The organism is Runella sp. MFBS21, from assembly GCF_029433105.1.
In the GTDB taxonomy this organism is placed as follows: domain Bacteria; phylum Bacteroidota; class Bacteroidia; order Cytophagales; family Spirosomataceae; genus Runella.
Genome location: NZ_JARNTW010000003.1, coordinates 321,382 through 348,083 on the forward strand (window position 1 = coordinate 321,382; position 26,702 = coordinate 348,083).

Here is a 26,702-nt window from a genome sequence, read left to right on the forward strand (position 1 = left end):
AGAGGCGTTGTTTTGAGGCAAAGTTAAGTGATAAAAACAATTGTTGGTACTTACTTGCCCTTCGTTTCAATATCTATAATTTGCTCACCATACTTTCCCAAATACATTTTGAGCAAAGGCCCATAAAGTTTATGCCCGTCGTCGACGTTGGTAAAAATAATCACCGCCTCTTTGGATTTAGGCAACAAAAACACTTGGGTTCTTACGCCTTCGTCGGCTCCGCCGTGGGATAAGGCATATTGGCCATCACCAAAGTCATAAATTTCCCACCCCAAACCAAAGTACTTGTGTTCTTTGGTTTTTACTTGATGACTCACCATTTCGTTGAAAATTTCTTTACTCAAACCTTTAGCATTCATGACCGACACCAAAAATTTACCATAATCCTCTACCGTCGTCAGCAAATCATCGGCGGCATTGGCATAGGTATTTTTATTGATTTTATAGGTTTCTCCTTGTAGATTGTGACCCACCGCAAAACGCGCTTCATCGACGGTGCTATTCCAGTAAAATTGGGTATCATTCATACCCGTGGGAATCAGCAAAGTCTCCTTGGCAAGTACATCTAAGGGCTTTTTAAACTTTTTCTCCAAGGCTTTGCGTAAATACTCAAACCCTTCGCCCGAATAACCGTATTTGGTACCGGGGTCGCTGCCAAAGGCCAGTTTTTGGTCAGGATTGTTCCAACGCCAATTCGGGAAACCAGTTTGGTGCGTCAATACATGACGGGTGGTTAGTTTTTGGTGGCGCGGGTCGTTTTTCAAATCTGGGTCTATCCAATAATGAAACAGCGGCTCGTCCAAATTCCATTGACCCGCACTTACCAAGCGTAAAGTAAGCATCGCTACGACGGGTTTGGTCAACGAAGCTACATTGAAAAGTGCATTGTAAGGAGCAGGCACCTCTTTTTTCAAATTTCCATACACTTTGATTTCCTTTAATTGACCCTCTCGGATGATGCCCAATCCTAGCGCAGGGATGTGGGCATCTGCGAGCCATTTTTCTACGGCGACATCACTTTCAAAAACAACTTGCTCATTATCAGCCGCATCAATCGTCTGATGGTCATAGCTAAGCCCCCGTCCCAACCGCCACTGCCCTTCTTCGAGCAGCCACAAATGCGTAAAACGGGCAATGCTCGCGAATCGCTCGGGCTGTCCTTTTATGTTTTCATAAAACCGATGCCGCCCCACTTGAATCGCGCCGTAAAGCACGCCATTTTTTTCGAGTGGATACACTTCCATGCTTCCTTTAACCAACGCCCGACGCGATTGGTACCTTTCAGGATGCGCACAAAGACCATTTTTAAAACTATTAATAAACTCTCTTTTACCGTTGGTAATTCCACCTTTGTCGTGATAAAATTCAAAATTTTCGCTTACCAAATATTCAAGTGGAGCCAAATCGCAAGTGTTGAAGGTGATTCCAAACAGCAAACTGTCTTGCTTCTGAATCGTTTGAAAAAGGGAAGTTTGGGCATAGCCAAAGAGGGTGGCGGCTACAAAAAAAGCCGTCAAAAAGATAGTTTTCATTGCTGTGTTATTTAAAAATTAGATTTACTTAAACTAAACTTTGTAATTTTCTTAAACCCTACGCAGCCTCCAACTTTAGGTTGGGAAAAATAGAGAGGCTTTATCTTTCGGGACTTTAAGCTTGATTTACAATATCTTGATATAAAAATTCAGGGCTAAAGCCTCAAAATGCTCTTATTACTTTTAGACCCTAGCCTAAAGGCGTGGGATTTGAGGAGACTTATAGTATAGCAAATTTACTTATTGATTTTTCTTTCAATCAAAAAGCTGATTATCAAGCCCACTCCTCCAAATATAAACATCATAGCAATGAATGCTCCTTGGCGTGGAACACCAAATTCAATTTCGACAAAATTGCCAAACAAAATACCCACCCCAATGCCGATCAAAAGCAGTCCATAACGAAGCGTAGCCGAAAGAATTCCTTTTTTATTGCTAAATTCGGCAGGAGATAGACCTCGTTCCATCAACGACATCCGCTCGCGGTGACGGGTCAGCAACAGCACGTAGAGTATCCCGAATATCGCCCCTATCGCCGTAAGTGATACAATACAATCTCGCAATATCTCATCCATGATTGAAAAAATTGATTGGTTTACATCACATTGGAGGGGAGATTGAAGTAGTTGGTTACAAAAAACTTGAAAAATATTTTGTAACCAATAGTCAAAAACATCACTCTTATGAGATAGAATGAAACATCATGATTTATTTTATATCGACAAAGTATTGAAAGGCAACACGACAGCCTTTGCTTTTTTGGTGGATAGATATAAACACATGGTGTATACGATTGCCCTCAAAATCAGCGACAATGAAGCGGATGCCGAAGACATAGCCCAAGAGAGTTTTGTAAAAGCCTATCGTCAGCTTCATACTTTTGAAGGAAAATCTAAGTTTTCGACTTGGCTTTATACCATTGCATACCGCACTGCTTTGGCGCAGATACAAGAAAATACCATAGATACGGCACCTATCACCGAAGAAATCGCCGATACGTACGCACCCGACCCACTGTCGTCGTCGCTCGAAGCCAATGAGCAGCAACGTTACGTACGGGAAGCCATTCAGCGATTACCCAAAATAGAAGCCTTACTAGTGACGTTATATTATTTAGAAGAAAATTCGGTCAAAGAAATTCAAGAAATCACTGGCCTCACCGCCGAAAATATAAAAATTCGATTGTTTCGCGCCCGAAAAAAGTTGGAACAATGGTTACGATTTTTGTTATAAAAACTTTATAGGTAGTCGAGATTTGCGGCGGAGACGCTGTACCGTTTTTGCCACCAAATGGTAGTTTGGGGTAAGCTCATATTTGCGTCGGAGACGCAAGACCATTTTTGCCCCAAATGATAGTTTGGGGCAAGCTAGTAGTCGAGATTTACGGCGGAGGCGCAAGACCATTTTGCCCCAAATGATAGTTTGGAGCAAGCTAGTAGTCGAGATTTACGGCGGAGGCGCAAGACCATTTTGCCCCAAATGATAGTTTGGGGCAAGCAATAGCCAAACGATATAATTTGGGCCAAGCCCTAGTAATTGTTGAAAGTAAAACGTTTAAACGGCTTTATTATGAACGAAGAGGACTCATTAAAAAATTGGTTAAAAACGGCTGGTTTAGAGGCGCCTTCTGAGCGTTTTACGGAAAAAGTGATGCAAAAAATTGAAGCTGAAGCAGCTCAATCTGTGCTTATAGAAAGCAATCTCAAAGCCCTGCTGCAAGCCCATACGCTCGCTCATCCGTCGCATGATTTTACCAAAAAAGTCATGGAAAGGGCCATTGCACCTAAAGTATATGCCCCTATCATTCCCTCCAAAGCGTGGTATGCTGTAGCGGCAGTGTTGGTTTTGTTTATGGTAGCTAGTATTTATACGTGGAAGCCGTCTCATTCGATCGCACCTCAATACTCGCCCACCCTACCCCACTTCACTCTTCTTTCCTCTATTCCCTTTACCTACGCAGCCGGGTTGCTAGTGATAGGGATTTTGTTTGCGATAGCTCATCTTTTACAATACAAAACCCTCAAAATCAACTAGCTTCTTACCCTACTTTTTTCGTTTTCAGAGCCGCCGGTTTGGCGCAAATTTAAGGTTTTACCTTTGTTGAAGCGGTACGAAAACGACAGTGTCACAACTCGCGAATCAAGATAGCTAAACCAATTGGCCGAGGCATTGGCGATATTGCGGATGTCACCTTTGATTTGGTTGGTATAAAAAATATCGCTCACATTGAGTTTAAGCGCACCTTGATTTTTCAATATTTTTTTGGCTACCCCTGCCCTTACTGACCCAATCGGATAAATGAGCAATTGACCTAGCAAAAAAGTACTCTGATAAGAACTTGCCAACTCCGCCGACCACGAGCCATTGATTTGGATTTGATTGGTAGGAATCACTGCCCAATAAAACCGTGAGTCGTCAAGACGCTGACCATACAAAGTAGCTTTGAAGCCATTATTGATGTATTCTGTGTAAACGTTGAGGGTCCACCATTTCGCCAACTGAAAACTTCCATTTACTGAAATTCCGTAAGAAATCCGCTGCCCAAAATTTCCGGGACGGCTGTAGTAAATGGTGCCTCGTTGCTCATTGGTTTCCGAAATTACATTTTTGGCAATACTGTATTGTAAAGTAGTCGTAATCTTGTTTTTGAAAGTATGAGATAGCTCAAAATTGTAAGAAAAAGTAGGTTGCAGAAAAGGGTTCCCACCATAATACGTAAAGCGATCCAGAGGATAAGAAAATGGATTCATATCCTGATAATTGGGACGGTCGATACGCCGACCGAAAGAGAAGCCCATTTGGTGTGTATTGGTACTATCTAAGCGATATTGAAGGTACAAAGTCGGGAAAAAACTATTGTATTTTCGGGTAAAAGTAGAGTCTTTGGTCTGTTTATTTCCTAATTGATGTCCTTTGATAATTGTATTCTCAAATCGCAATCCAGCTTGCAAAGACCATTGTTTCCAATTTCTTGAATAATTGACGTAAGAGGCATTGATATTTTCGTTGTAATTAAAATTGTTGGTAAACTCATAATTGGGCGATGGTTTACCGTCCAGAATGTCAAAAAAATCAGCGATATTTCCTGTACCAATAATACTCGTTTTTACGCCTGTTTCAAACCTTCCTCCATCCGAAGTAGGGTGTACATAATCTACCTTAGCCGTACCAATGTCGATAGTGGTAGGCAAATACGAAACCAAAATCGACCTACTCACAAACTGATTTTTAGCATCCAAAATGGTATTGGTGAGTGTTTGGTCGCTGGTAGATTGGTAGTGAATATAGTCGATATTGGTCGATAGTTCCTTGCCAGTACTATCAAACTTATGGGCAAAATTGAGGTTGATACTACCATTTTTCCAGATTCGGTCGGTGGGGCTGAGTGCTTCTACAAAACTTGTTACTTCATTTTTAGCATCCAAAACTTGGGCTTTGTTTGTGACAGTGTTACTAGAAGGATTATAAAAGCCATTGAGTACCAATCCAAAAGTGGATTTTTTGGAAGCATAATAATCAAAGCCTGCTTTTACAGAATTGCCGCCATTGTTACGCTGAATGTAGGAATTTTGGGTAAAGGCCGAATTAAACTTCCCTGCCGCATCATAATAGCGCCGCCAAATGGTAAGGTCTTGATAACTATTGTTTTGATTGACGCTAAGACTAGAAAAGAAATTGAATTGATTGACCCGATAATTAAAATTGAGGCTATTGTTGGTACGTCGATACACACCCTGACCATAGCTCAAGCTAAGACCTCCATTAAAGCCTCGCAGCACATTTTTTTTCAATCTGATATTAATTACCCCCGCATTGCCTGCGGCATCATATTTAGCGGGAGGATTCGGCATGATTTCGATGGTTTCGACCGAGCCCGCCGGAAGCGATTTGAGATAATTGGCCAAATCATCGGCCGACAAATAAGTAGGTTTATCATCCACAAATACTACCACGCCCGATTTGCCTTTGAGCCTGATGCCGCCGTTTTGGTCCACTGCTACTCCAGGCGATTTTTCGAGTACTTCCAAGGCATTTGTTCCAGCATTGCTAATCAGAGCATCTACATTGACCACGGTACGGTCAATTTTGGTTTCCACAAAAGGCTTTTTTCCTTTTACCGTTACCTCCGCCAGATTTTTGTTGGCTTCTTGCAGCACTATGGTAGGCCAATTCACGTCTGTCTTATCTACTTCAAAAGGGGTACTCAGGCTTTTTTGATAACCCAAGTGATTTACCATCAGCAGATAAACACTAGATTTTATACCTATAAATTCAAACTGCCCGTCGGTTTCGGTGACGGCAGCTTTCACAAAAGCTGAGTCTTTGGCCGTAACAAGTGACACCACGGCCCCTTCGAGGGGTTTTTGAGAACTGCCTTTGACGGTCCCATTGATTTTGAAGGTTTGAGCGAAGAGGGTAGTCGAGTAGAAAGATGACCACGAAAACACACAAAAAAGAGAATGTAGCGTATAGCGTTTGAGCATGGCTGGCAGGAAATTGTATGATGGTAACGTCACAAATGTAATACTAACTCCCACCATACAAATTTCCCCTTACGCCAATCGCTTTATTTAAAAGCCGAAGTGCGTTAAAAAGAACCTAAAGTGTAAATTATTACCATCCAATCCCGTAGTCTTCACCGTGATTGCTAGAGCCTCCCCAGAAACTATTGTGTGTCCAATCAAAATAAATGGCATTGATAGGGCCACTCGTACGCTCCTGATAATTGATTTTATAGCCCATTCGTCCTAGTTCTTTCCGAGTCCAGGCAGGCATGGCTTCGTTGAGCGTAAGGCCGCCATTGATACGTTCGTGTTTTCCAAAACTTGAATACATTTGCTGTGTTTTGAAACTTGGTGCTTCACAAGATTCTTGCACAGTCATGTCAAACTCAACCATGTTCAGAAAAAACTGTAACAATAATTGGTCTTGTTCATCGCCTGCTTGCTTGGCAAATGCTAAGTAAGGTTTTCCATTTTTAAGGGCGAGGCTTGGCGTAAGTGTGACGCGAGGGCGCTTTCCAGGCGCCACTACATTATAGGGGTTTTCTTTGGGGTCAAGCACAAAAGCCTGCATTCGTTGGCTCATTCCGATACCTGTATTGCCTGCAATACAAGCCGGCACCCACCCGCCACTTGGTGTCACCGAAACCACCCAGCCTTCTTCATCGGCGGCTTCGATAGAAGTAGTACCTGCGGTAAAACTTTCCTGAAATTTCTCATCCAAAGTAGCGTTGTTTTTGGGGGCGTTTAAGCTGGCACTTCCCCAATTTTTCAACATATCAAGATAAGGGTTCGCCTTTCCTTCAAAAGGATAAGGGTCGCCCGGGCCTATTTTGGGATCGTTCATGTCAAACTTGATGAGTTTGCTGCGTTCTTTGGCGTATTCTTTCGAAAGCAATCCTTTCATAGGTTCTTCGGGTGCAAAAGCAGGGTCACCATAATAAAAATCACGGTCGGCAAAGGCCAAGTTCATTGCTTGATACAGGGTATGAATATAGCGCGTCGAATTGTAACCCATGCTTTTCAAGTCAAAGTTTTCGAGAATATTGAGTGCTTGCAACATAGCTGGCCCTTGGGTCCACTGCTGAAGTTTATAAACCTCAATGCCGCGATAAGTAGTCATCATAGGTTCTTCGATTTTGACTTTCCAGTTGGCCAAATCTTCCTCCGTAATCAAGCCACCCTGCTCACGACAACCTCTCGAAAATTCTTTGGCGATTTCGCCTTTATAAAACAAGTCATTGGCTGCATAAATCGCATCTTTGCGTGACTTGCCTTTGGCGAGCGCTTGCTGCTCGGCATTGACCAATTTGGTCAATGTAGCCAACAAATCTTTTTGGACAAAAATCTCGCCCGCATCAGGTGCTTCACGTGAGGCTCCAAGATGTGGCAAAAACACTTTTTTAGAATAGGGCCATTGTTTGATAAGGTCTTTGCCTTTTTCGATAGAATTGGCCGTTTGTGCTTCGATAGGATAACCCGCCGCCATTTGCATGGCTGGAGCCAATACATCCTTAAGCGACATCGTGCCATACTCAGCAAGCATGGTCATCAATCCTCCTGGCGTACCGGGCGTCACAGCCGCCAAGGGGCCATACTCCGGCGGGTATTTCATGCCTTTGTTGGTAAAAAACTCAGGCGTAGCTCCCGTAGGTGCTACTCCGTGGGCATTGATAGCAATGACTTTCTTGGTTTTGGGATTATAGATAAGAGCCTGTGTTTCACCACCCCAGCTCAATACATCCCACATAGTACAGGTCGCTGCGAGCATTGCACAAGCCGCGTCGATGGCATTGCCACCTTTGGTAAAGGTCATCGCACCCGCCGTAGCAGCGAGAGGCTTACCGGTGATAGCCATCCAATGTTTTCCATGTAAGGGGGGTTTTTGGGTAGTGACAGGTAGATTATTAAAAGCCTGCCCCCTTCCCTCAACCAATGAGAAAAATAGGACAAATCCAGTCAGCAGAAGGCGAAATTGTTTCATAAAGTTTAGGTTTGTTGATTTTTATCCTAAAATTACGCAGACCTTTCAAGGATAACAAGCCCCAAACACGCTCACACCATTCCTTTTGCTTTCAATTCAAGGTATTTGTTGACGGTATTGGCATTGAGGTCTTTAGGAGCGGTCAAAATGGCCTGAATCCCGTACAGTTCGAGTTCTTTGACGATGCGCCGTTTTTCGTAGTAAAACCTTTCGGCTATGGTTTTGAGGTAAATATCTTCGGTATTGTCAGCAGGGTTTTTGAGTAAAGAAGACGTCTCAGTATTTTCAAAAAACACCACAATCAATAAATGTGTTTTGGCCAACTGCCGCAAAAAAGGCAGCTGTCTTCGCATAGCACTGAGGGTTTCGAAATTGGTAAAAAGCAACAACAAACTCCGCTGGCGGATGTGTTTTTTTACATGCGCATATAAAGTTTCATAATCGCTCTCCAAGTAGCGGGTCTTTTGTTTATAAAGCACTTCGAGTATTTTCTGCATCTGCCCTGCCTTCCGCTCTGCGGGCAATATTTGCCCTATTACTTCCGAAAACGTAATAAGGCCCGCTTTGTCTTGTTTGATTAGGGCGATATTGCTCAACACAAGCGTAGCGTTGATGGCGTAGTCGAGTAAGGTCATTTCTTCAAAAGGCGACTTCATGACCCGCCCTTTGTCTATCAAACAATACACCGCTTGTGAGCGCTCATCTTGGAAGGCATTGACCATGAGCTCATTTCGACGGGCGGTAGCTTTCCAGTTTACAGTTCGTACATCATCTCCTTTTACATAGGGACGTATCTGTTCAAACTCCATACTATGACCCAAACGCCGAATTCGCTTGATACCCAGCTCCGTGAGTCGGTTCGAAATCGCCATCAATTCATACTGCCGCATCTGAAGATAAGAAGGATAGACTGCGACAGTTTTGTTTTGGGAAGATTGATACCGACGTTTCACCAATCCCAAGGGTGTCTTGATAAAAGCATTGACTGCCCCAAAACTATATTCACCGCGCTTGGTGGGGCGCAGCTCATAACGTAGCAACTGGGTTTCGTTGGAAGAAAGTTCAGCCTCAAAAAGTACATCTCTCCTCTGAAATTGAAAAGGAATTTCGTCTACTATTTCCCAGCGGGTTTTGAAAGGGTAGCGGTTTTCGAGATAAATCGACACGGGATTGTTATCTCCATTCGATAGCCGGTCTGACACATCTCTTTTCACAAAAACTCCTTCTTTGGTACGAAAAAGTAATAAAACATCCAACAACGCCAAGAAAGCAAAAATAGCCGTCATAAGTTTGGCGATTCCAAACAAAAAAGGTGCTGCTTGTGCCAATAAAAATACCGCACTGAGTCCCATCAAAACACCCCAAAAAAGATTGGAAAAGTATAAAGGTCTAATATATTTCAATTGAATAAATGAAGTTGGATGTTGGTATTAAATCGTAAATTCGCCTGCTCCTTCACGAATCACCTCAAAATCGTCGTTGGTGGCGTCTATAACCGTAGAAGGTATCAAGCCCCCAAAACCGCCATCGATTACAATGTCGACTTGGTGCTGAAAGCGCTCAAAAATGATTTCGGGGTCGGTAGGATATTCCATAAAATCATCTTCGTCCTTGATAGAAGTCGTAATGATAGGATGATCAAGTTCATAAACGATTTGGCGAGTAATGGGATGATCAGGAATACGAATCCCTACAGTTTTGCGGTTTGCCAATACTTTGGGGACGCGATTGCTTGCTTCCAAAACAAACGTAAAAGGCCCTGGTAAGAGTCTTTTCATGAGTTTGAAGGCGTTGTTGCTTACTCTGGCGTAATCTGCAATATGGCTCAAATCAAAACAAATAAACGAAAAGTCATTTTTCTGGGGTTTGATGCCTTTGATACGGGCCAAGCGCTCAACTGCTCGCGCATTGTGAATATCGCACCCCATCGCATAGACCGTATCCGTAGGATAAATAACAATACCGCCGTCGCGTAGGATATTGATTACTTGCTGTATCTTACGCGGTTCGGGGGTTTGAGGGTGTATTTTCAGAAACTCTGCGGGCATTTGATTATTCAGAAATTTAAAATCCAGTAATTTAAAAATGAAAGTACAAACAATTCGTACAAACTAACAAGCCGTTATTCGTTAACTATTTTTCGTTAAACGTCAAGCATTAAACACAAGAATCTGTGAATCAAATAATTAACAAACAACTAGATAGTAAAAATAATAAAAACTAATTTTACACAGCCCCGAAGTAATCAAGTAAAATCAAAAGAGCACAAATGTGATATTTCTGATAATCAATACCATTAACAGTTACCTGAATTGGTATCTCCTAAACAGCAATAATTGGCATTTATGTTGATAATCAGCAGCTTATTGATATTTTTCTAACGCTCCAATTGTACAAACGGAACGCCCTGCTGCATAAGTTGAAGATTGCGTTGATTGCGCCATTTGGCATAATACTGATAAAGCCAATTGACAGGAAGGCGAAGACGACAAAGCCACACCAATAGCTCGGTTTCCCAACCGGGGTCTTCTATATAATTAAGAAGTTTGCGAAAAGCCGCCGCTTGCTCGGCGTCTTCGGCTACAAAACATTTCTTGATAAACTCACGAATCCGATTTGCCAAAATATCATATTCCTCTTGCGAACGGCTCAAATCATAAGCTTTGTTGCAGACTTCCCAGCTTGACTTAAGCATCGGATTGCCGACTCTATAAAATTGAGTTGCCAAAGACCCATTCAAGACACGTTTGTGAGTCAAGACTTCATCTATGTAATGATATTTGTAATCATGCGCTGAACGAACAAAAAAATCAAAATCTTCGTAACTAAGATTTTCATCATATCCGCCAAGTTTCATCAATACTGACTTACGCATCATGATGGTAGGCGTACAAATAAAATAACGGCGCAAAATCTCTTTGTATACATCGCCCGTAGGTACTTGTCCCTCAGCACCACCATGTGCGCCAAGCGCATAATGATACCCAAACTTCTTGCCTGTCGAGTCGATATAAGCCGCGTTGGAAAACACCACCGCGTATTCTTTATTAAGTGTCTCAAAAACATCTACTTGTTTTTGAATACGTTCGGGGAGCATGATGTCGTCGGCAGCCAAATCAATGACATATTTGCCAGAAGCTTGCTCCAAACCTTGATTGAAAGCCCGACAAAGGCCAATATTGTAAGTATTACGTATAAATACAATGCGGGGGTGCTTATCCACTACCTGCTGTATCACCCTCCTCGAATCATCTGTACTTGCATTGTCAATGACAATCAGCTGAATAGCCTCATACGTTTGGTTAATCACAGACAACAAACTCTCTCTCACAAAATTCTCGTGATTATAACAGGTACATATTACGGTAACTTCCGGTTTCATGCTAATCGTTAGGCAAAATTGCCTCAGTAATAATATTTTAATACAGATTTTGGGAACATTTATTAAGTAAATCTAAAATATTAATAGCGATTGATTTGCACCTCTCCCTGTCTTTTTAGTTAACGGTCAAAACTGAGCAACCTATTGAGCATCACAAAATCGTGCCAAATATGCTTTAAAACTTTTAAAATCAGAGAAATACACTCAACAAATCACTAATAATCAAATAGTTGTAATTTAACATACCAAATATCAAGCCTTACCTATCTCAACTGGCTAATTTGGCACGATTTTCTCTGGTAAACGTTTAAAATCTGGTGTAAAAAATATTTTTCATTATTTATGGGTTAGGGTAGTGCATAAATGCCGTATCAAGTTGTATACGGCATTTTTTTTTAAGTTGTTTTATTACGTTTTTTTTGGTGTTTGGCTCGCCAAATACTTAAATTAAGCTCAAAACCGAAAATAAGTAGCAATGCTACCAAATAAAACCAAATCATCATCGCAATGATGGTACCGATAGACCCATATAACTTATTGTAGCTACTAAAGTTTGACAAATAGAAAGAAAAACCGTAGGTCGCAATGATAATTAGGAGGGATGCAATCAATGCCCCCAAATTAAAAAAACGCCAACCGTGGTTGATTTTGGGCGCAAAACGGTATATAATTGCCACGGCCAATGTAAAGGCAGCAAACATAACTCCATACCGCAAAACATCTACCAAAAAAACGGTAAAATCATCTCCTAATAGTACGGTATCGTGGAGCCAATCTACCACAAATCCTCCCCCTATAATCACGATTACTGCCAAAAACAAAACCGACGAAAGCAGTACTGTAAGCATGATCGAAATGCCTTTGGTCTTGAAAAATCCTCGGTTTTCGGAAGTACGATCTGCCATATTGAAGGCTGTCATGAGGGCTCCCATGCCATTTGTGGCTGTAATAAGAGCAAAAATAAAACCAAAAGACAATATACCAGTTTGCTTACGGCTGATAATATCGTAAATCGTAGCTGCTGCAAACTCGTACAATGCCCCCGGCATGGCATCGTGCATAAAGCTCATGATTTGAACTTGCATGTCGGGAATAGGGAAGTAAGGAATCAACGTAAATAAAAACAGAATCGCAGGGAATACCGCCAATGTAAAATTGTAAGCTACCGCAGTGGCCCTTTGATCGATATCATAGAGCAAGATTTTTTCCAATAAAATAGTACCTATGTCTGCCAAAGAGACTGTTTCCGAAAAAAATCGCTTTTGGTGTAACCATGCATAGCTACGACGAAGTTGGCGGTATTTAGATGTTGACCAGTTTTGAAGCATTCATTCCCGATGATTTATTCATGTATTTCAAGAAAAATACGGCGCAAGTCGTTCGAGAAGCCCTTTAGGTGCTCGCGTTGGACGGTTGGTATCACGGCTCAAAAACACAAGTGTAGTTTCTCCAGTATTCAATAAGACATTGTCTTGATTTCGAATTTCGTATCGAAATACCACCCGTGCTGCGGGCAACTCAGGAATCAAAACCTTAATCGTAAGCTCATCATCATAGCGTGCAGGCTGAAGATAACGCGAATAGTTTTCATATACGGGCATCATGGTGCCACTCTGCTCCATATCACGATACGAAAACCCGATACTCCTCAAAGCCTCTACCCTTCCTATTTCATAAAATCGTCCATAGTTTCCATAATATACGTATCCCATTTGGTCGGTATCGGCATACCTTACTCGGGTTCCTTTTACTTCGTAAACAAACATATTTTTAGTTAAATATTTAAACAACCCGAAATCAATGTGCACAACTGACAATCAAAGTTTAGCATTTCTCTGCATTTATTCCTTCATTATCAAACACTGTATTTCTTATTTTTTGATATTCAATCGATTCAGTGCCTCTTGATACAAGCGAGCGTTTTTGAGGTGGTCTTCATAATTGCTGGCAAACATATGATAGCCCGAAAAATCAGCACTGGCACACATGTAAGTATAATCGTGTTTTTCGTAATTCAAAACGGCGTCGATTGAATTCAAATCTGCCACACGAATAGGTCCGGGCGGCAGTCCCACGTTGGTATAAGTATTGTAAGGAGATTTTACCAAAAGTTGCGCGTTAAGAACCCGTTTAATCTCAAAATTTTTGAGGGCAAACTTAATGGTGGGATCTGCTTGAAGAGGCATCGACGAATTGAGTCGATTGATGTACAAACCCGCCACACGAGGTCTTTCGTCTTTTTTACGTCCCTGCTCTTCTTCCACAATCGAAGCCAAAATCGAAACTTGGATGGGTGTTAGCCCGATAGCCTTCGCTTTGGCTGTGCGTTCGGTATTCCAGTATTTTTGGTATTCGTCGTACATTCTGCCCAAAAACTTGGATGCATTGGTAGTCCAATAAATTTCGTAGGTATTGGGCAAAAACATGCTCACTACATTAGCGGTATCAAAGCCGTATTTCTGGCATACTTGTGGGTCGTCGAGCAAGACTTGCAGCGAATCGGGGCCAAAAGCAAATTTGTTGCCGATGCGCTGTATCAAATCGGATTTGAGGCGGATATTGTTAAAAGTCAGCCGCACCGCATCTTGGCGTCCATTTCTGAGTTTTTGGATTGCCTCCCAGTTGCCCATTTTGCGGGTCAAAAGGTAGCGCCCGGGTTTTACTCTTTCGGGTAAATCCAAAAATTTAGCCAAAAACCGAAAAGACATCTCATTGTTGAGTACATCATTTTTTTTGAGAGTATCTAAAAGACTTTCATAAGTGCCTCCCACTGGTATCAAAAGCGCAAAATCTTTTTCTTTTTCTGCTTGAAAATTGGGCGTCTTGGCCACCTGCCAAAAATAAAAACTAAAAGTAGTCGCTACCACACAGACCGTTACGAATAATCCTATTTTGAAATTACGAGACATGAAACATGAAGTTAGATGTTGATACCTGAACACTCCATAAGAGTTTACTTCTCTCTGGAGGGTTCAAAATTGTTGCAAAAGTAGTAGTTCGATTGGTATTTTTTATGGGAAAAGTGATGAGGATATTATCAATGGGTTCAAAAACGTAATTTTTTGTTTTAAGAACCTCGCTAAGTGTGCCCAAGTATCGCATAGCCAACCGTCTCAGGATTCTTATGGTAAAGTGTACTTTTAAACACAGAAATAATAAGATTTGAGTAACTTTGCTTTTCGTTTAATCATTTTTAAAATTCAATAGTTACATACAAAGGCATAAGTACATTGAGTGCCTACGCAGACGTGTACGAAATATATTCACAAATGGACGCAAAAGAAGAGTTATTACGCATTATTGACCAATTTAACCTTATTTACGAAAGCGAAGAAGCATGGCATGGCCCCTCTGTGGTAGAGGTATTGAGTGATGTGTCGTGGGAAATGGCTGCCGAAAAAATCATGCCCAATACCCACTGCATTGCCGAGTTGGTGTACCATATGACTACTTGGCGCATTTTTGTTGTAAAACGTCTACAAGGTGACGGCGAATACGAAGTTACTAAAGCTCGTGATTGGAAGACTTTCCCCATCTTTGACGAGTTTGAATGGGAAGCCCTGCAAATGGAACTTAGCCTTAGCCAAGAAGAACTCATTGCCGAGCTCGAAAAAAGAGAAGATGACGAGTTTTTGGAAGAAATCGTTCCGGGGCGTCAGTACGATTATTATACCATGCTTCACGGTATTTTACAACACGACTTATACCACACAGGACAAATATCAATTCTCAAAAAAGCCCTTTTCTACAAAGGTTTGGGTAAGAAAAAACACCAAGATGAAGACGGCTACTATGGCTCGGGTGCCGGCGACTTCGATGATTATGATGATAGATATTAAAAGCTATTGATTCATCACTATTCATCTCAAACTCTGAATTTCCATGCGTCTATCCACGTTGCTAAGTTTTTGTTTGCTTCTCACCTGGACAGTTCGTGCACAAAACTCGTCTTCCATAGCAGCCGTCAATGGTACTAAGCTATACTACGAAGTAGCAGGGCGCGGAGAAGCTTTGGTTTTTATTCACAGTATCGCCCTCGATACTCGCGTTTGGGATGCCCAATGGTCGGTTTTTTCCAAGAAATTTAAAGCTATAAGGTACGATGTGCGCGGCTATGGGCAGTCGGGTCGCGCACACGACCCTCACGATCCTACTGAAGATTTAAAAGCATTGCTTGATTATCTCAAAGTAGAAAAAGCCCATTTGGTAGGTCAGGGTATGGGAGGTAATATCGCCTTGAATTTTGCAGCCAAATACCCCGACAGAGTCCTAAAAATCATCTCTGTAGACACTACATTAGACGGTTTTGCTGACTATACTGCTGATTTCAATGCTACTCTAAATCAGATTGTGGATTTAGCCTCTCATCGCGGCTGGCACGACGAAGAGCAAGCGGTATGGCTCCGATCTCCGCTTACTCGCCTTTACACTGCCGATGATAGAGCTATCATCAACCTGAGTGAAATCATTGCCGATTATCACGGCGATCACTTTATCAATCCCCGCATCAATCCTGACTTTGGCAGCCCCAGTACTTTGCAATTATTATCCAAAATCCAAAATCCTTTGCTCATCCTCGTAGGCGAAAAAGACGAGGAAAGTATGCACCGTATTGCCAAAATTTTAGAAGCCCAAGTACCTTATTCTCAAAAACGTATTATCAAAGGTGCAGGACATCTCTCCAACATGGACAAACCAAAAAACTTCAATCACTTAGCATTAAGCTTTTTAAGGAAGAAACCTTAAATTTGATGCCGTACAACAAACCAAACCCCAACCTAGGGCTTATAAATAGAACGCTATTTTTAACAATTTGATAAAACCTTTTGATGAGGAATAGGTATTGTTTTGCAGTCAATTTTGCACAATAGTCCTAATGTCAATTTTGTTCGTAGTATATTTATCAAAGCCCAATTACAACAATACCTTTTTATGGATACCAGAAGAGAGTTTCTCAAAAAAGCAGCTTTGCTCTCCAGTGGAGCAAGCCTCTGGGGCATGTTGCCTGCCTCTATTCAAAAAGCACTAGAAATCAATCCTGCCCAAGGCAGTACCTATCTCGATGCTGAGCACATTGTAGTGCTGATGCAAGAAAATCGCTCTTTTGACCACTGTTTTGGTACACTCAAAGGTGTTAGGGGCTTTAATGACCCCCGTGCGATAAGTTTGCCTAATAAAAACCCCGTTTGGTTACAAACCAACCCCAACGGTGAAACCTACGCCCCTTTCCGCCTTGACATAAAAAATACTAAAGTAACTTGGATGAGCTCGCTGCCTCATTCGTGGGTGGATCAAGTAGATGCCCGAAACGACGGCAAATACGACCGCTGGCTATACAGCAAGCGCTCTGGCCGTAAAGAATACGCTCATATGCCCCTTACGCTGGGATATTTCAACCGAGAAGACCTTCCTTTTTATTATGCTTTAGCAGATGCTTTTACGGTATGTGACCAGCATTTTTGTTCTTCTTTGACCGGTACCACCCCCAATCGACTCTACCTCTGGACGGGTACAGTCCGCGAAAAACCCACTATTGAATCAAAAGCCAACGTTCGAAACTCCGACGTAGATTATGATGATCTCGCTAGTTGGACGACTTTTCCAGAACGCTTAGAAGACAACAACATTTCGTGGCGAATCTACCAAAACGAACTTAGTCTACCTGTTGGATTTACGGGTGAGCAAGAAGAATGGTTAGCTAATTTTACGGATAATCCTATCGAGTGGTTTTCGCAGTATCATGTTCGATTCTCACAGGCATATCAAAAGTTTTTGGCTAAACAAGTTCAGGTACTGCCCACGGAAATTGCCGAATTAGAAGAAAAAATCAAAACTTTGCCTGCCACAGGTACCGAAACCGACACGGCAAAAAAAACGCTTGCCAACAAACAGAGAATGCTCGAAATCGCAAAAAAAGACCGCGAGCTCTGGACCCAAGAGAATTTTCAAAAACTATCTCAACGCGAAAAAAATCTGCATCAAAAAGCGTTTACAACCAACATCAACGACCCCGATTATCATAAAATTACAACTCTAAAATACAAAGACGGAGACACCGAACGCGAAATGTCGGTACCCAAAGGCGATGTGTTGCATCAGTTTAGAGCCGATGTCAACAGTGGCAACTTACCGACCATTTCTTGGGTAGTAGCCCCCGAAAACTTCTCCGACCACCCTGGTGCTCCTTGGTACGGTGCTTGGTATATTTCGGAAGTGATGGATATTCTTACCAAAAATCCTGAGGTATGGAAAAAAACTATTTTTATCGTCACCTATGATGAAAATGACGGATACTTCGACCATGTACCCCCTTTTGTAGCTCCTGACCCTTATCGCCCTGAGACCGGCAATGTCTCTAAAGGAATAGACAGCAGTGTTGAGCATGTACGCATGGAACAAGAAGTCGCCGACAAACGTACCCCCAAAGATTCGCGAGCAGGCTCAATTGGCCTTGGATATAGAGTACCTATGCTCGTAGTGTCGCCTTGGAGTAAAGGTGGTTATGTCAACTCTCAAGTACTCGATCACACGTCGGTGTTGCAGTTTATGGAACATTTCCTAACCAACAAAACCAAGAAGCCTATCAAAGAAAGTAATATTAGTGCATGGCGACGAGCCGTGTGCGGTGACTTGACTTCGGCCTTCAGACCTTACAATGGAGAAGATATAAAACTGCCTACTTCGGTCGATAAAAATGCTTTCATCCAAAGCGTACACCAAGCCAAGTTCAAAAATCCTCCTGCCAATTTTAAGCAACTTTCGGCTCAGGAGGTTGAGCAAATCAAAAGTCAGCCCCTGAATTCGCCCCTTTTGGCTAAACAAGAAGCTGGTATCAAACCTGCCTCTCCACTTCCTTATCAGCTTTATGCAGAAGGAAAATTGAGCGCCGACAAAAAATCTTTTCAATTGAAAATGACCGCTCATAACGAAGTATTTGGTGAAAAAGCAGCGGGTTCTCCTTTTAATGTATATGCCCCAGGTAAATATCGCAACGAAGACCTCAAAGCATGGTCTTATGCTGTATTGCCAGGCGACTCTCTGACAGATAGCTACCCGCTCCAAAACTTTGAAAATGGTCAGTATCATCTACGGGTCTATGGCCCCAATGGTTATTTCAGAGAATTTAGTGGCAATGCCAACGACCCACAAGTGGAGATTGTGTGCGAGTATGAACGTACCGCTCCCAAAAGCAAACAATTGACCGGCAATCTGACTATCAAACTCCGTAACCTCGACCCTCAACGTAAACTAAAAGTAGAGGTGGCCGAACACGCCTACAAAGGTAGCAAGCAAACCAAAACCGTGGACAAAAACGGTACGCTATTCATAGCTCTTGACCTCAAGTCTAGCTTTGGTTGGTATGATTTTAGCGTAAAAATAGACGGATATTCTAATTTTGAACAGCGTTTTGCGGGCCGTGTCGAAACTGGCAAGCCTAGCATGAGCGACCCACTTATGGGAAAAGTTGATGTATAAATAGTTGTCAATGCTAGCACTCCCCCTTAGAAACTCTCCAATGCTTTTCTAAGGGGGTTTGTTATTTCTTACCCTCCTTCTTGGTCTACTAAAAATCTATGTTTTTATTAAAAAAGAACAGATAATGATTTCTATCAAAAGCCATTTAAGCTTTTGTGTTTACTTTTGCAGCGTCAATACATTTGTTTAAACACGACGCCTCACTCGCGTCATCAATCAACCAATATAATGGAATACCGCATAGAAAAAGATACCATGGGCAAAGTAGAAGTCCCCGCTCATGTGTACTGGGGAGCGCAAACCCAACGCTCTATTATGAATTTTCCTATCGCTCAGGACATCAACAAAATGCCCAAAGAAATCATTCGGGCATTTGCGTATCTCAAAAAAGCCGCTGCGATTACTAATTTTGAAGCGGGAGTTCTTCCAGAAGACAAAAAAAATCTCATCGGCCAAGTATGCGATGAAATTTTAGAAGGCAAACTCAACGACCAATTCCCACTCGTAGTATGGCAAACAGGCTCGGGTACTCAGTCCAACATGAACTGTAATGAGGTGATTGCTTACCGCGCCCACGTCATCAACGGCGGGTCTTTGCTAGATGAAAAAAAATATTTGAACCCCAACGACGACGTCAACAAGTCGCAGTCATCTAATGATACCTTCCCTACTGCAATGCACATTGCGGCGTATCAGATTTTGACCGAAATCACCATCCCTGGCATCGAAAAACTCCGCGATACCCTTCAAGCCAAATCTAAAGCCTTCAAAGATGTGGTGAAAATTGGACGTACGCACTTCATGGACGCTACGCCCCTTACGCTTGGTCAAGAGTTTTCGGGCTATGTATCGCAGCTTAATCATGGGCTAAAAGCCATAAAAAATACACTTGCGCACTTGTCAGAACTGGCCTTGGGCGGAACCGCCGTAGGTACAGGTATCAATACTCCCAAAGGGTATTCAGAAAACGTAGCTGCGCATATCGCTGCTTTGACGGGTTTGCCTTTTGTAACGGCTGAAAATAAGTTTGAAGCACTCGCCGCCCACGATGCCATAGTAGAAGCCCACGGCGCTCTCAAAACAGTAGCCGTAAGCCTCATGAAAATCGGTAACGATATTCGGATGTTGTCGTCAGGGCCGCGTGCGGGTATTGGCGAAATCTACATCCCTGACAACGAACCTGGTAGCTCTATCATGCCGGGCAAAGTAAACCCTACTCAGTGTGAAGCTATGACGATGGTAGCGGCGCAAGTAATGGGCAACGACGTAGCTATCAATATCGGCGGGTCAAATGGTCATTTTGAATTGAACGTATTCAAACCCGTCATGATTTACAACTTCTTGCATTCTGCACGCTTGATTGGGGATGTATGCGTGGCTTTCAATGACAAATGCGCCATAGGTATTGAACCATTGACCGAAAATATCCGCAAACACGTCAACAATTCTTTGATGCTAGTAACGGCCCTTAACCCTAAAATCGGGTATTACAATGCGGCGGCGATTGCCCAAGATGCCCATAAGCGCGGTATTACGCTCAAACAAGCGGCTCTTGAAATGGAACTCAAAGGCTTAGACTTCACCCACATGACTTCTGAGCAATTTGACGAATGGGTACGCCCCGAAGACATGGTAGGAGGCTTGAAATAGTACACGCCTAACCCCGGCAACGTTTTGAACCGCCCCTACAACCCCGGCAACGTTTTGAACGTTGCCGGGGTTTACGTTGCCAGGGTTTTTCAGAACGCTCTAATCACCAAACCAAACGCCTCAACCTTCTCTATATACGCTTGGCTTCATTTGTTTGGAATAAGAATAGGCTTTTATTCAATTTTGTATTCCAAATCTGTTTCGAAAAAACTCTTACAGCCAATCCTATAAAATGTCTCTCTTCGGCAACCTCGCCTTACTCATCTCATTCTTGTGTTATTTAAGTCTAGCGTCGATGGCTGGTAAGCCCATTCCAGGAGGCGACTATGGCGTAGGTCATGCCTTTGCCCTTATGTTTTCATATGCAGGTGTGGCCATTGGTCTTTGCATAGCAGGGGCAATGGTGTTTTGGAAAGGAGGGTTTGATTGGATAGCCGAAAAAAACACAGTGCGTAGCATACTGGTAATCACAGGTATTTTATCCATTCTTATACTCAGTTTTTTTGGAGCAATGGGCAATGGAGGTGGTGCGCCTTGGGTGGTGCGTATGTTGGGAAAACATACCGTAGTGTGGTTGTTGCCTCCCGTATTTTGGACCACTCTTGTCTTACTCAATCCCTCCTTACGGACTTCTCTTTCCAGTACTTTATGGCAATGGCCCATCAAAGCAGTCGTTCTCCTCAGTGTATTGAGCTGCCTTGCCATGATTGGAGAATGGTTCGTCAATATTCCCATTCAAGTAGCCCAGCAAAGCAAAGCGCGAATAGAGGCCGACAACAAGCAAAAGCAGCAATTTTTGAGCGAAATTGCCCAAAACAACGCTCAAACTTCGCTCATTACGATTTTGGTATTTACCACTAAATACCACGACCCCGACGTAAGAAATGCCGCTCTCGCCAAAATCAAATCCAACCCTCAATGGCAAGAATACCTCGTGGAGCGGTTGGCTACTCCGTGGGCTCCCCAAGTGTTTTCGTTTATGGCCGACAATGAGGTGGACAACAAAAATCTTTTTGTAAAACCCCTCGAAATAGGAATCTTAGAAATGGCAAAAGATTTTGAAGATGGCATGAGACGTACGCACACTTTTTACGACGGTCAGTTTTACAGCGAAACGGAAGATGTCTTAGAAACCATTGCTAAATTTGAAGGTATGGGTGCGGATTATGCCCCTGCCGTGCGTAAAATGCGCGCCGCGCTAGACACGCCACTTGACAGCTATCAAGTCAAAGCCAATTTAAGGTGTATTCCAGTATTAGATCAATGGTTGAAAAAACATGAAAAAACTCGATAATCTTCGATTTGCTGATACAGGCGCCAGCTTGTATGACTTAGCTACGTCGTATATAGTATCATGCCCGCAATGCCACAGTCGAGCCGTCATTACTACTGATTTGGCACCAAGTACCTTTCGCCTTCGCTGTACCTCTTGTTTTCATGTAGAAACCCCTGCCCATTGGTATGGAGCTGCTACGGCTTTTGTGTCGGTCAAGTGTCGAGAATGCTATCATCCTTTAAGACGCTCGGCTTCTTGGAAAGGAACTTGGAAAAAATTAGCCATGAAATGTGACAAATGTGGCGACCAATGCGAATATGACGCCCATATCACTTATCACTCTCTCCACCAAGGCCGCATGACCGACCCGGTGTTTGGGTTAGATTTATGGCTTCAGCGAGAGTTTCGGGGGGAGTTGTTTTGGGCTTACAATTACGAACATTTGGCCTTACTGCGTCAATTTGTAGAAGCAAAACTTCGCGAACGAGGCATTAGTCCACGCAATACTATCAAGAAAAACAGTTCTATGATAAGCCGCCTGCCAGTCTTTATCAAGAAAGCTTCCCACCGCGCCGATTTATTAAAAATGATTTCACAAATGCAACAAGCGTAGCCCTAGAATTTGGACTTATTTTTTTACACCTGCATAAAAGAAAAACTCACTTTTACTTTGGTTCGAATAACTCACCATCAACACTTTAGATGATACTTCTTTGTCTTTTTTATCATCATACCATTTCCCTACTACATAGGTACCCACTTTGGTATTTTCATAATACAATTCTAGCCCGTCTTTCACTTCTTTAGTAGTAAAGCCTGAAAGCTTTTGGGTAGCAGGTTGGGGAATAAAATTGGTACGTGTCAAGTCGAAAGTGCCATTATTTTTCTTGACAATATCAAGACGGGGAAGCTGATTTTCGTCAGTGATGGCAATGCATAAGGGGTCTAAAAAAGCATTAGTGCGGTACACTCCTTCTAGCTCATTAGAATCTTGGCTTAGGTCATCGCTTTTACAACTACCCAATACGCCCAACAATAGTAAAAAAGCAAAAAAGTTTTTCATAAAATAATCAGTTAAGGTTCTGAAAAATAGGACGCTTCTGAAGTGCTAACCGTTGGAACGTATGTACATTATTTTATCATGCCTTCGTCTGCTTACTTTGCGTCGGAGACGCAATCCCTTTTTTGCCCCAAATTACAGTTTGGGGCTAGCTTTCGCTCGTACCGACATCCTGTCGGTGCGAAGATGGTATAAAGTTCTCCGACTCTAATAAGAATATTTCATAACAACTAAGGTTCTGAATGATAGGACGTATCCATAGAGCTAATGGGTAGAATATTTCTAATGCTATTTTCTCATTATTCAGTTTATAGGCTTTGCGTCGAGACGCAGTACCTTTTTTGCCCCAAATTACAGTTTGGGGCTAGCTTGCGCTCGTACCGACATCCTGTCGGTGCGAAGACGGTATAAAGTCTCCGACTTTAATAAGAATATTTCATAACAACTAAGGTTCTGAATGATAGGACGTATCCATAGAGCTAATGGGTAGAATATTTCTAATGCTATTTTCTCATTATTCAGTTTATAGGCTTTGCATCGGAGACGCAATCCCTTTTTTGCCCCAAATTACAGTTTGGGGCTAGTTTTCGCTCTTACCGACATCCTGTCGGTGCGAAGACGGTATAAAGTCTCCGACTTTAATAAGAATATTTCATAACAACTAAGGTTCTGAATGATAGGACGTATCCATCTAGCTTGCGCTCGTACCGACATCCTGTCGGTGCGAAGACGGTATAAAGTCTCCGACTCTAATAAGAATATTTCATAACAACTAAGGTTCTGAATGATAGGACGTATCCATAGAGCTAATGGGTAGAATATTCCTAATGCTATTTTCTCATTATTCAGTTTATAGGCTTTGCGTCGGAGACGCAATCCCTTTTTTGCCCCAAATTACAGTTTGGGGCTAGCTTTCGCTCGTACCGACATCCTGTCGGTGCGAAGACGGTATAAAGTCTCCGACTTTATACTTTACTAAGAATACTTCATAACATAAGAGCCGTTGAAGGCTTCATACTCCAACGGCTCTGTTATATGTATAGTAGGAAGTCTCCTACACGTCACATATCAAAACACATTTTCTCAACGACTCTATCATTCCTGCTTTGTCTTTGGCCTTGGGTACATATTCTTGACCTACGTATCCTTTGTAGCCTGATGCCACAATCGCCCGCATGATGGCAGGATAATAAATCTCTTGTGTTTCGTCGATTTCGTTACGACCAGGATGCCCGCCCGTGTGATAGTGGCTGATGTATTTTCCATACCGTTGGATATTGCGAATGTGGTCACCACTCATACTTTGCATATGATAGATATCATAAAGCATTTTAAATTTCTCGGACCCTACCATTTCGCAAAGCACCGCCCCCCACTCAATATTGTCGCACTGATAATCAGGGTGGCTAGCACGCGAACTCAACAACTCCATTGTAAGCGTAACATCGTATTTTTCGGCCAACGGAATAAGACGTTTGACACCTTTTTGGCAATTGAGAAGCCCTTGATAATCTCCTAGACCGTTGCGGTTTCCTGAAAAACAAATCACATTTTTGATACCATATTCTTTGGCTTGTGGAAGGAGCTCTTCGTAGCATTTGTAGATGGCATCATGATTTTTAGGGTTGTTGAGAAAACTCGTCAAGCCTGTTTTTTCGGGCCAAGGATCAGCCCAGCCCATCGCCGAAGTAAGGCCGTAATTTTTCATGATAGGCCACTCTTTCGGCCCTGTAAGCTCAATAGACTCAATCCCAATTTCTTTAGCAGCTTGGCAAAGCTCCTCAAAAGGAATAGAACCATAGCACCAGCGACTTACGGAGTGTTTGATATTACCTTTTAGTTTAGTGGGTTCGGCGGCCATAGTGTCGTTTGTTATCACAGTAGAAACAGTTGCCGCTGAAGCTCCCAGTGCTTTGATTGCATCGCGACGTGATAGATTAGATTTCATTGGAAGGTTTTATTTTTATAAAGAAACATGGCTGGACTTTCTAACGTTTACTTACAACATTGCCATGTGTGTGTTCTAAAATAAATGACCGTTTGCTAAATAAACAACTCTTTGAAAAGCGCAACTCACTAAAAAACGCTTAAACCACTTATCTTCACTAATAAGATTCTGACTATTAAATATTTCTATTTCGTATTAAGCAGTTTTTTTAGCTTTAAAAAAGTAAAACATAACTAATTTCAAACAAAATCAACCATCGCTTAAATTTTATAAATCATGGATACAACTGACATTTTCAACGATTTAGAAATGTATGGAAGCAGCAAAAACGGCACCAAGGTCGTGATGCCTAAAGGCAAAAAAGAAGGCAGTTGCTGGGAATTTGTAGAGATGGCATTAATCGAAAACAACTACAAATACCATAATGAAGGTGGACTAGGCGAAGACCTATATGCCTGGGGAAGTCCTATTGACATAAGTACCATTAGAACTGGTGATATCTTACAATTTACCAATCATATTTTTACACTGAAAGATGGCAGATATTTTAAAAGGGGGCCTAAACATACTGCTATTGTTTCTACTGTAAATGACTCCAAAGCCGTGGTAGGGATATGGGAGCAGCATGTGACCAAACCATCAAAGGTTGTTTTCAATAAAGTATATTTAAGCCCCGAAGGTGAATGTACGGTAGTAGAAGGAACGGTAAAGGCTTACCGCCCCATCAAAAAATAAAATTTGTAGCCAATGGTTAGCTCTCACGCCCCACCAAAAACGCGGCAAAATCAAGCAACGGTTTTTTGCGTTCGATAGAAACACTGAGACTTGCTAAGGCTTCAAAACCTTTGGCAAAATACTCCTCGGCTTTGGCTTCGGCAATTTTATCAATTCCTAGTTTTGAGTAAATTTCCGTTACGGCCGCTACTTTGGTGGCGGTATCATACGTACCTTGGGGAAGACTCAGCCAGTAGTCTAGTTGATGTTTGGTATCGCCTTCGGCCAAAAGCAGGGCTTCTATCAACATAAAGGTTTTTTTGTTGGCGATGATGTCCCCACCTACTTGCTTTCCAAATTTTTCGGGATCGCCATATACATCTAGCAAATCATCTTTCAATTGAAAACCTAATCCCATATTGACGCCTACATTGTACAGAAGTTGAGTTGTAGTCTCATCGGCACCAGCAACGATTCCCCCTAGCTCCATCGCAAATCCCAATAAAACGGAAGTTTTGAGGCGAATCATCTCAATATATTCCTCTTGCGACACATCGCGACGGGTTTCAAAATTCATGTCCCATTGCTGCCCTTCACATACCTCCGCCGCTGTACGATTGAATCGTCGAATCACTAGTGGTAAATGGTGAGCATCTACATGAAGTAAAAGTTCATAAGCATTGACGAGCATCACATCGCCCGACAAAATTGCGGTATTGGCATTCCATTTTTCATGGACCGTAGGCTTACCTCGACGCAAAGGGGCTTGATCCATGATGTCGTCGTGCATGAGGGTAAAATTATGAAATACCTCTACTGCCACGGCAGGTTTGAGGGATTTTTGCCAATCATCTACAAACAAATTTGTGGACAAAACCGTCAAAAGAGGACGTAAACGCTTGCCTCCCAATGACATAATATAACGAATAGGTTCGTACAATTCGGCTGGCTGTTGGCCGTAAGTGGTATTTTCTACTTGTTTGGAAATTGCTTCTAAAAAGGGTTGAAAAGTCATGCTTTAAATGGTAAATGTTGAGCCGCTGTAGCTTTCGAGTCAAAAATAATGGAACTTACCACTATAAACGGCCACCAATCAAAAAAGTTTTGAGTAATTTGTATGAAAAACTTTCACAAAGTGAAAACTTTGCCCCAATCAACCACCTTACCGTCTCCACAAT

The 26,702-nt window shown here is 42.3% G+C and carries 23 protein-coding genes; 9 read left to right on the forward strand and 14 right to left on the reverse strand.

Translation table 11 applies throughout. From position 1 onward, the window contains the following. Positions 1–50: 50 nt before the first annotated feature. Positions 51–1,532, reverse strand: coding sequence for a class A beta-lactamase-related serine hydrolase (locus tag P1X15_RS08770; RefSeq protein WP_277337772.1), 1,482 nt, complete (start codon positions 1,530–1,532; stop codon positions 51–53). A 236-nt stretch (positions 1,533–1,768) separates the two neighbouring features. Next, positions 1,769–2,107 (reverse strand): DUF6249 domain-containing protein, encoded by a 339-nt coding sequence (locus tag P1X15_RS08775; RefSeq protein WP_277337773.1) that lies wholly within the window; start codon positions 2,105–2,107, stop codon positions 1,769–1,771. A 118-nt stretch (positions 2,108–2,225) separates the two neighbouring features. Between P1X15_RS08775 and P1X15_RS08780 the strand changes: the two genes are divergently transcribed. Together P1X15_RS08780 and P1X15_RS08785 are read left to right on the forward strand one after the other, a co-directional pair. Beyond that, on the forward strand, positions 2,226–2,765 hold the full coding sequence (locus P1X15_RS08780) for an RNA polymerase sigma factor (protein ID WP_277337774.1): 540 nt from the start codon (positions 2,226–2,228) through the stop codon (positions 2,763–2,765). A gap of 336 nt (positions 2,766–3,101) precedes the next feature. After that, positions 3,102–3,566 carry a hypothetical protein gene (locus tag P1X15_RS08785; protein WP_277337775.1) on the forward strand — a complete coding sequence of 155 codons (465 nt, stop codon included), beginning with the start codon at positions 3,102–3,104 and terminating at the stop codon, positions 3,564–3,566. Here P1X15_RS08785 and P1X15_RS08790 read toward each other — a convergent pair. The 8 genes from P1X15_RS08790 to mltG all read right to left on the reverse strand — a co-directional run bounded on the left by P1X15_RS08790 (position 3,563) and on the right by mltG (position 14,309). Then, the gene (locus tag P1X15_RS08790; RefSeq protein ID WP_277337776.1) at positions 3,563–6,016 is read right to left on the reverse strand and encodes a TonB-dependent receptor; all 2,454 of its coding nucleotides are present in this window, start codon (positions 6,014–6,016) and stop codon (positions 3,563–3,565) included. The genes P1X15_RS08785 and P1X15_RS08790 overlap by 4 nt on opposite strands. 130 nt (positions 6,017–6,146) lie before the next feature. Next, positions 6,147–8,018 (reverse strand): gamma-glutamyltransferase family protein, encoded by a 1,872-nt coding sequence (locus P1X15_RS08795; protein ID WP_277337777.1) that lies wholly within the window; start codon positions 8,016–8,018, stop codon positions 6,147–6,149. Between the two features lie 71 nt (positions 8,019–8,089). Next, positions 8,090–9,421 (reverse strand): DUF58 domain-containing protein, encoded by a 1,332-nt coding sequence (locus tag P1X15_RS08800; protein ID WP_277337778.1) that lies wholly within the window; start codon positions 9,419–9,421, stop codon positions 8,090–8,092. 27 nt (positions 9,422–9,448) lie between these two features. Beyond that, positions 9,449–10,066 (reverse strand): L-threonylcarbamoyladenylate synthase, encoded by a 618-nt coding sequence (locus P1X15_RS08805; protein ID WP_277337779.1) that lies wholly within the window; start codon positions 10,064–10,066, stop codon positions 9,449–9,451. 329 nt (positions 10,067–10,395) lie between these two features. Further along, the gene (locus P1X15_RS08810) at positions 10,396–11,400 is read right to left on the reverse strand and encodes a glycosyltransferase (RefSeq protein ID WP_277337780.1); all 1,005 of its coding nucleotides are present in this window, start codon (positions 11,398–11,400) and stop codon (positions 10,396–10,398) included. Between the two features lie 395 nt (positions 11,401–11,795). Next, positions 11,796–12,728: a YihY/virulence factor BrkB family protein gene (locus P1X15_RS08815; protein ID WP_277337781.1), complete on the reverse strand. Its 933-nt coding sequence runs from the start codon at positions 12,726–12,728 to the stop codon at positions 11,796–11,798. Between the two features lie 27 nt (positions 12,729–12,755). Further along, positions 12,756–13,166 carry a thioesterase family protein gene (locus P1X15_RS08820; RefSeq protein WP_028666770.1) on the reverse strand — a complete coding sequence of 137 codons (411 nt, stop codon included), beginning with the start codon at positions 13,164–13,166 and terminating at the stop codon, positions 12,756–12,758. 105 nt (positions 13,167–13,271) lie between these two features. Further along, entirely contained in the window at positions 13,272–14,309 is a 1,038-nt protein-coding gene (gene mltG / locus P1X15_RS08825; RefSeq protein WP_277337782.1) for an endolytic transglycosylase MltG, read from the reverse strand. A gap of 360 nt (positions 14,310–14,669) precedes the next feature. Between mltG and P1X15_RS08830 the strand changes: the two genes are divergently transcribed. The 6 genes from P1X15_RS08830 (at position 14,670) to P1X15_RS08855 (ending at position 22,415) form a co-directional block, all read left to right on the forward strand. Next, the gene (locus P1X15_RS08830; RefSeq protein ID WP_277337783.1) at positions 14,670–15,239 is read left to right on the forward strand and encodes a DinB family protein; all 570 of its coding nucleotides are present in this window, start codon (positions 14,670–14,672) and stop codon (positions 15,237–15,239) included. Between the two features lie 43 nt (positions 15,240–15,282). Then, complete coding sequence (locus tag P1X15_RS08835; protein WP_277337784.1) at positions 15,283–16,146, forward strand: alpha/beta fold hydrolase; 864 nt, start codon at positions 15,283–15,285, stop codon at positions 16,144–16,146. A 186-nt stretch (positions 16,147–16,332) separates the two neighbouring features. Next, positions 16,333–18,876 carry a phosphocholine-specific phospholipase C gene (locus tag P1X15_RS08840; protein WP_277337785.1) on the forward strand — a complete coding sequence of 848 codons (2,544 nt, stop codon included), beginning with the start codon at positions 16,333–16,335 and terminating at the stop codon, positions 18,874–18,876. A gap of 228 nt (positions 18,877–19,104) precedes the next feature. After that, positions 19,105–20,526, forward strand: a complete 1,422-nt coding sequence (gene fumC / locus P1X15_RS08845) for a class II fumarate hydratase (protein ID WP_277337786.1) — start codon at positions 19,105–19,107, stop codon at positions 20,524–20,526. A 232-nt stretch (positions 20,527–20,758) separates the two neighbouring features. Next, the gene (locus tag P1X15_RS08850) at positions 20,759–21,820 is read left to right on the forward strand and encodes a hypothetical protein (RefSeq protein ID WP_277337787.1); all 1,062 of its coding nucleotides are present in this window, start codon (positions 20,759–20,761) and stop codon (positions 21,818–21,820) included. After that, positions 21,804–22,415 carry a hypothetical protein gene (locus tag P1X15_RS08855; protein ID WP_277337788.1) on the forward strand — a complete coding sequence of 204 codons (612 nt, stop codon included), beginning with the start codon at positions 21,804–21,806 and terminating at the stop codon, positions 22,413–22,415. Before P1X15_RS08850 ends, P1X15_RS08855 begins: the two co-directional genes overlap by 17 nt. Before the next feature lie 15 nt (positions 22,416–22,430). Here P1X15_RS08855 and P1X15_RS08860 read toward each other — a convergent pair whose 3' ends face one another. The 3 genes from P1X15_RS08860 to P1X15_RS08870 form a co-directional block, all read right to left on the reverse strand. Next, the gene (locus P1X15_RS08860; protein WP_277337789.1) at positions 22,431–22,865 is read right to left on the reverse strand and encodes a hypothetical protein; all 435 of its coding nucleotides are present in this window, start codon (positions 22,863–22,865) and stop codon (positions 22,431–22,433) included. Between the two features lie 564 nt (positions 22,866–23,429). Next, positions 23,430–23,738, reverse strand: a complete 309-nt coding sequence (locus P1X15_RS08865) for a hypothetical protein (RefSeq protein ID WP_277337790.1) — start codon at positions 23,736–23,738, stop codon at positions 23,430–23,432. 178 nt (positions 23,739–23,916) lie between these two features. Then, entirely contained in the window at positions 23,917–24,810 is an 894-nt protein-coding gene (locus tag P1X15_RS08870) for a hydroxypyruvate isomerase family protein (protein ID WP_277337791.1), read from the reverse strand. 276 nt (positions 24,811–25,086) lie between these two features. Here P1X15_RS08870 and P1X15_RS08875 point away from each other — a divergent pair, with 276 nt between their 5' ends. Further along, the gene (locus P1X15_RS08875; protein WP_277337792.1) at positions 25,087–25,545 is read left to right on the forward strand and encodes a hypothetical protein; all 459 of its coding nucleotides are present in this window, start codon (positions 25,087–25,089) and stop codon (positions 25,543–25,545) included. A gap of 16 nt (positions 25,546–25,561) precedes the next feature. On the opposite strand, the gene P1X15_RS08880 is transcribed toward P1X15_RS08875, so the two are convergent. Next, complete coding sequence (locus tag P1X15_RS08880) at positions 25,562–26,539, reverse strand: polyprenyl synthetase family protein (RefSeq protein ID WP_277337793.1); 978 nt, start codon at positions 26,537–26,539, stop codon at positions 25,562–25,564. Positions 26,540–26,702: the final 163 nt, after the last annotated feature.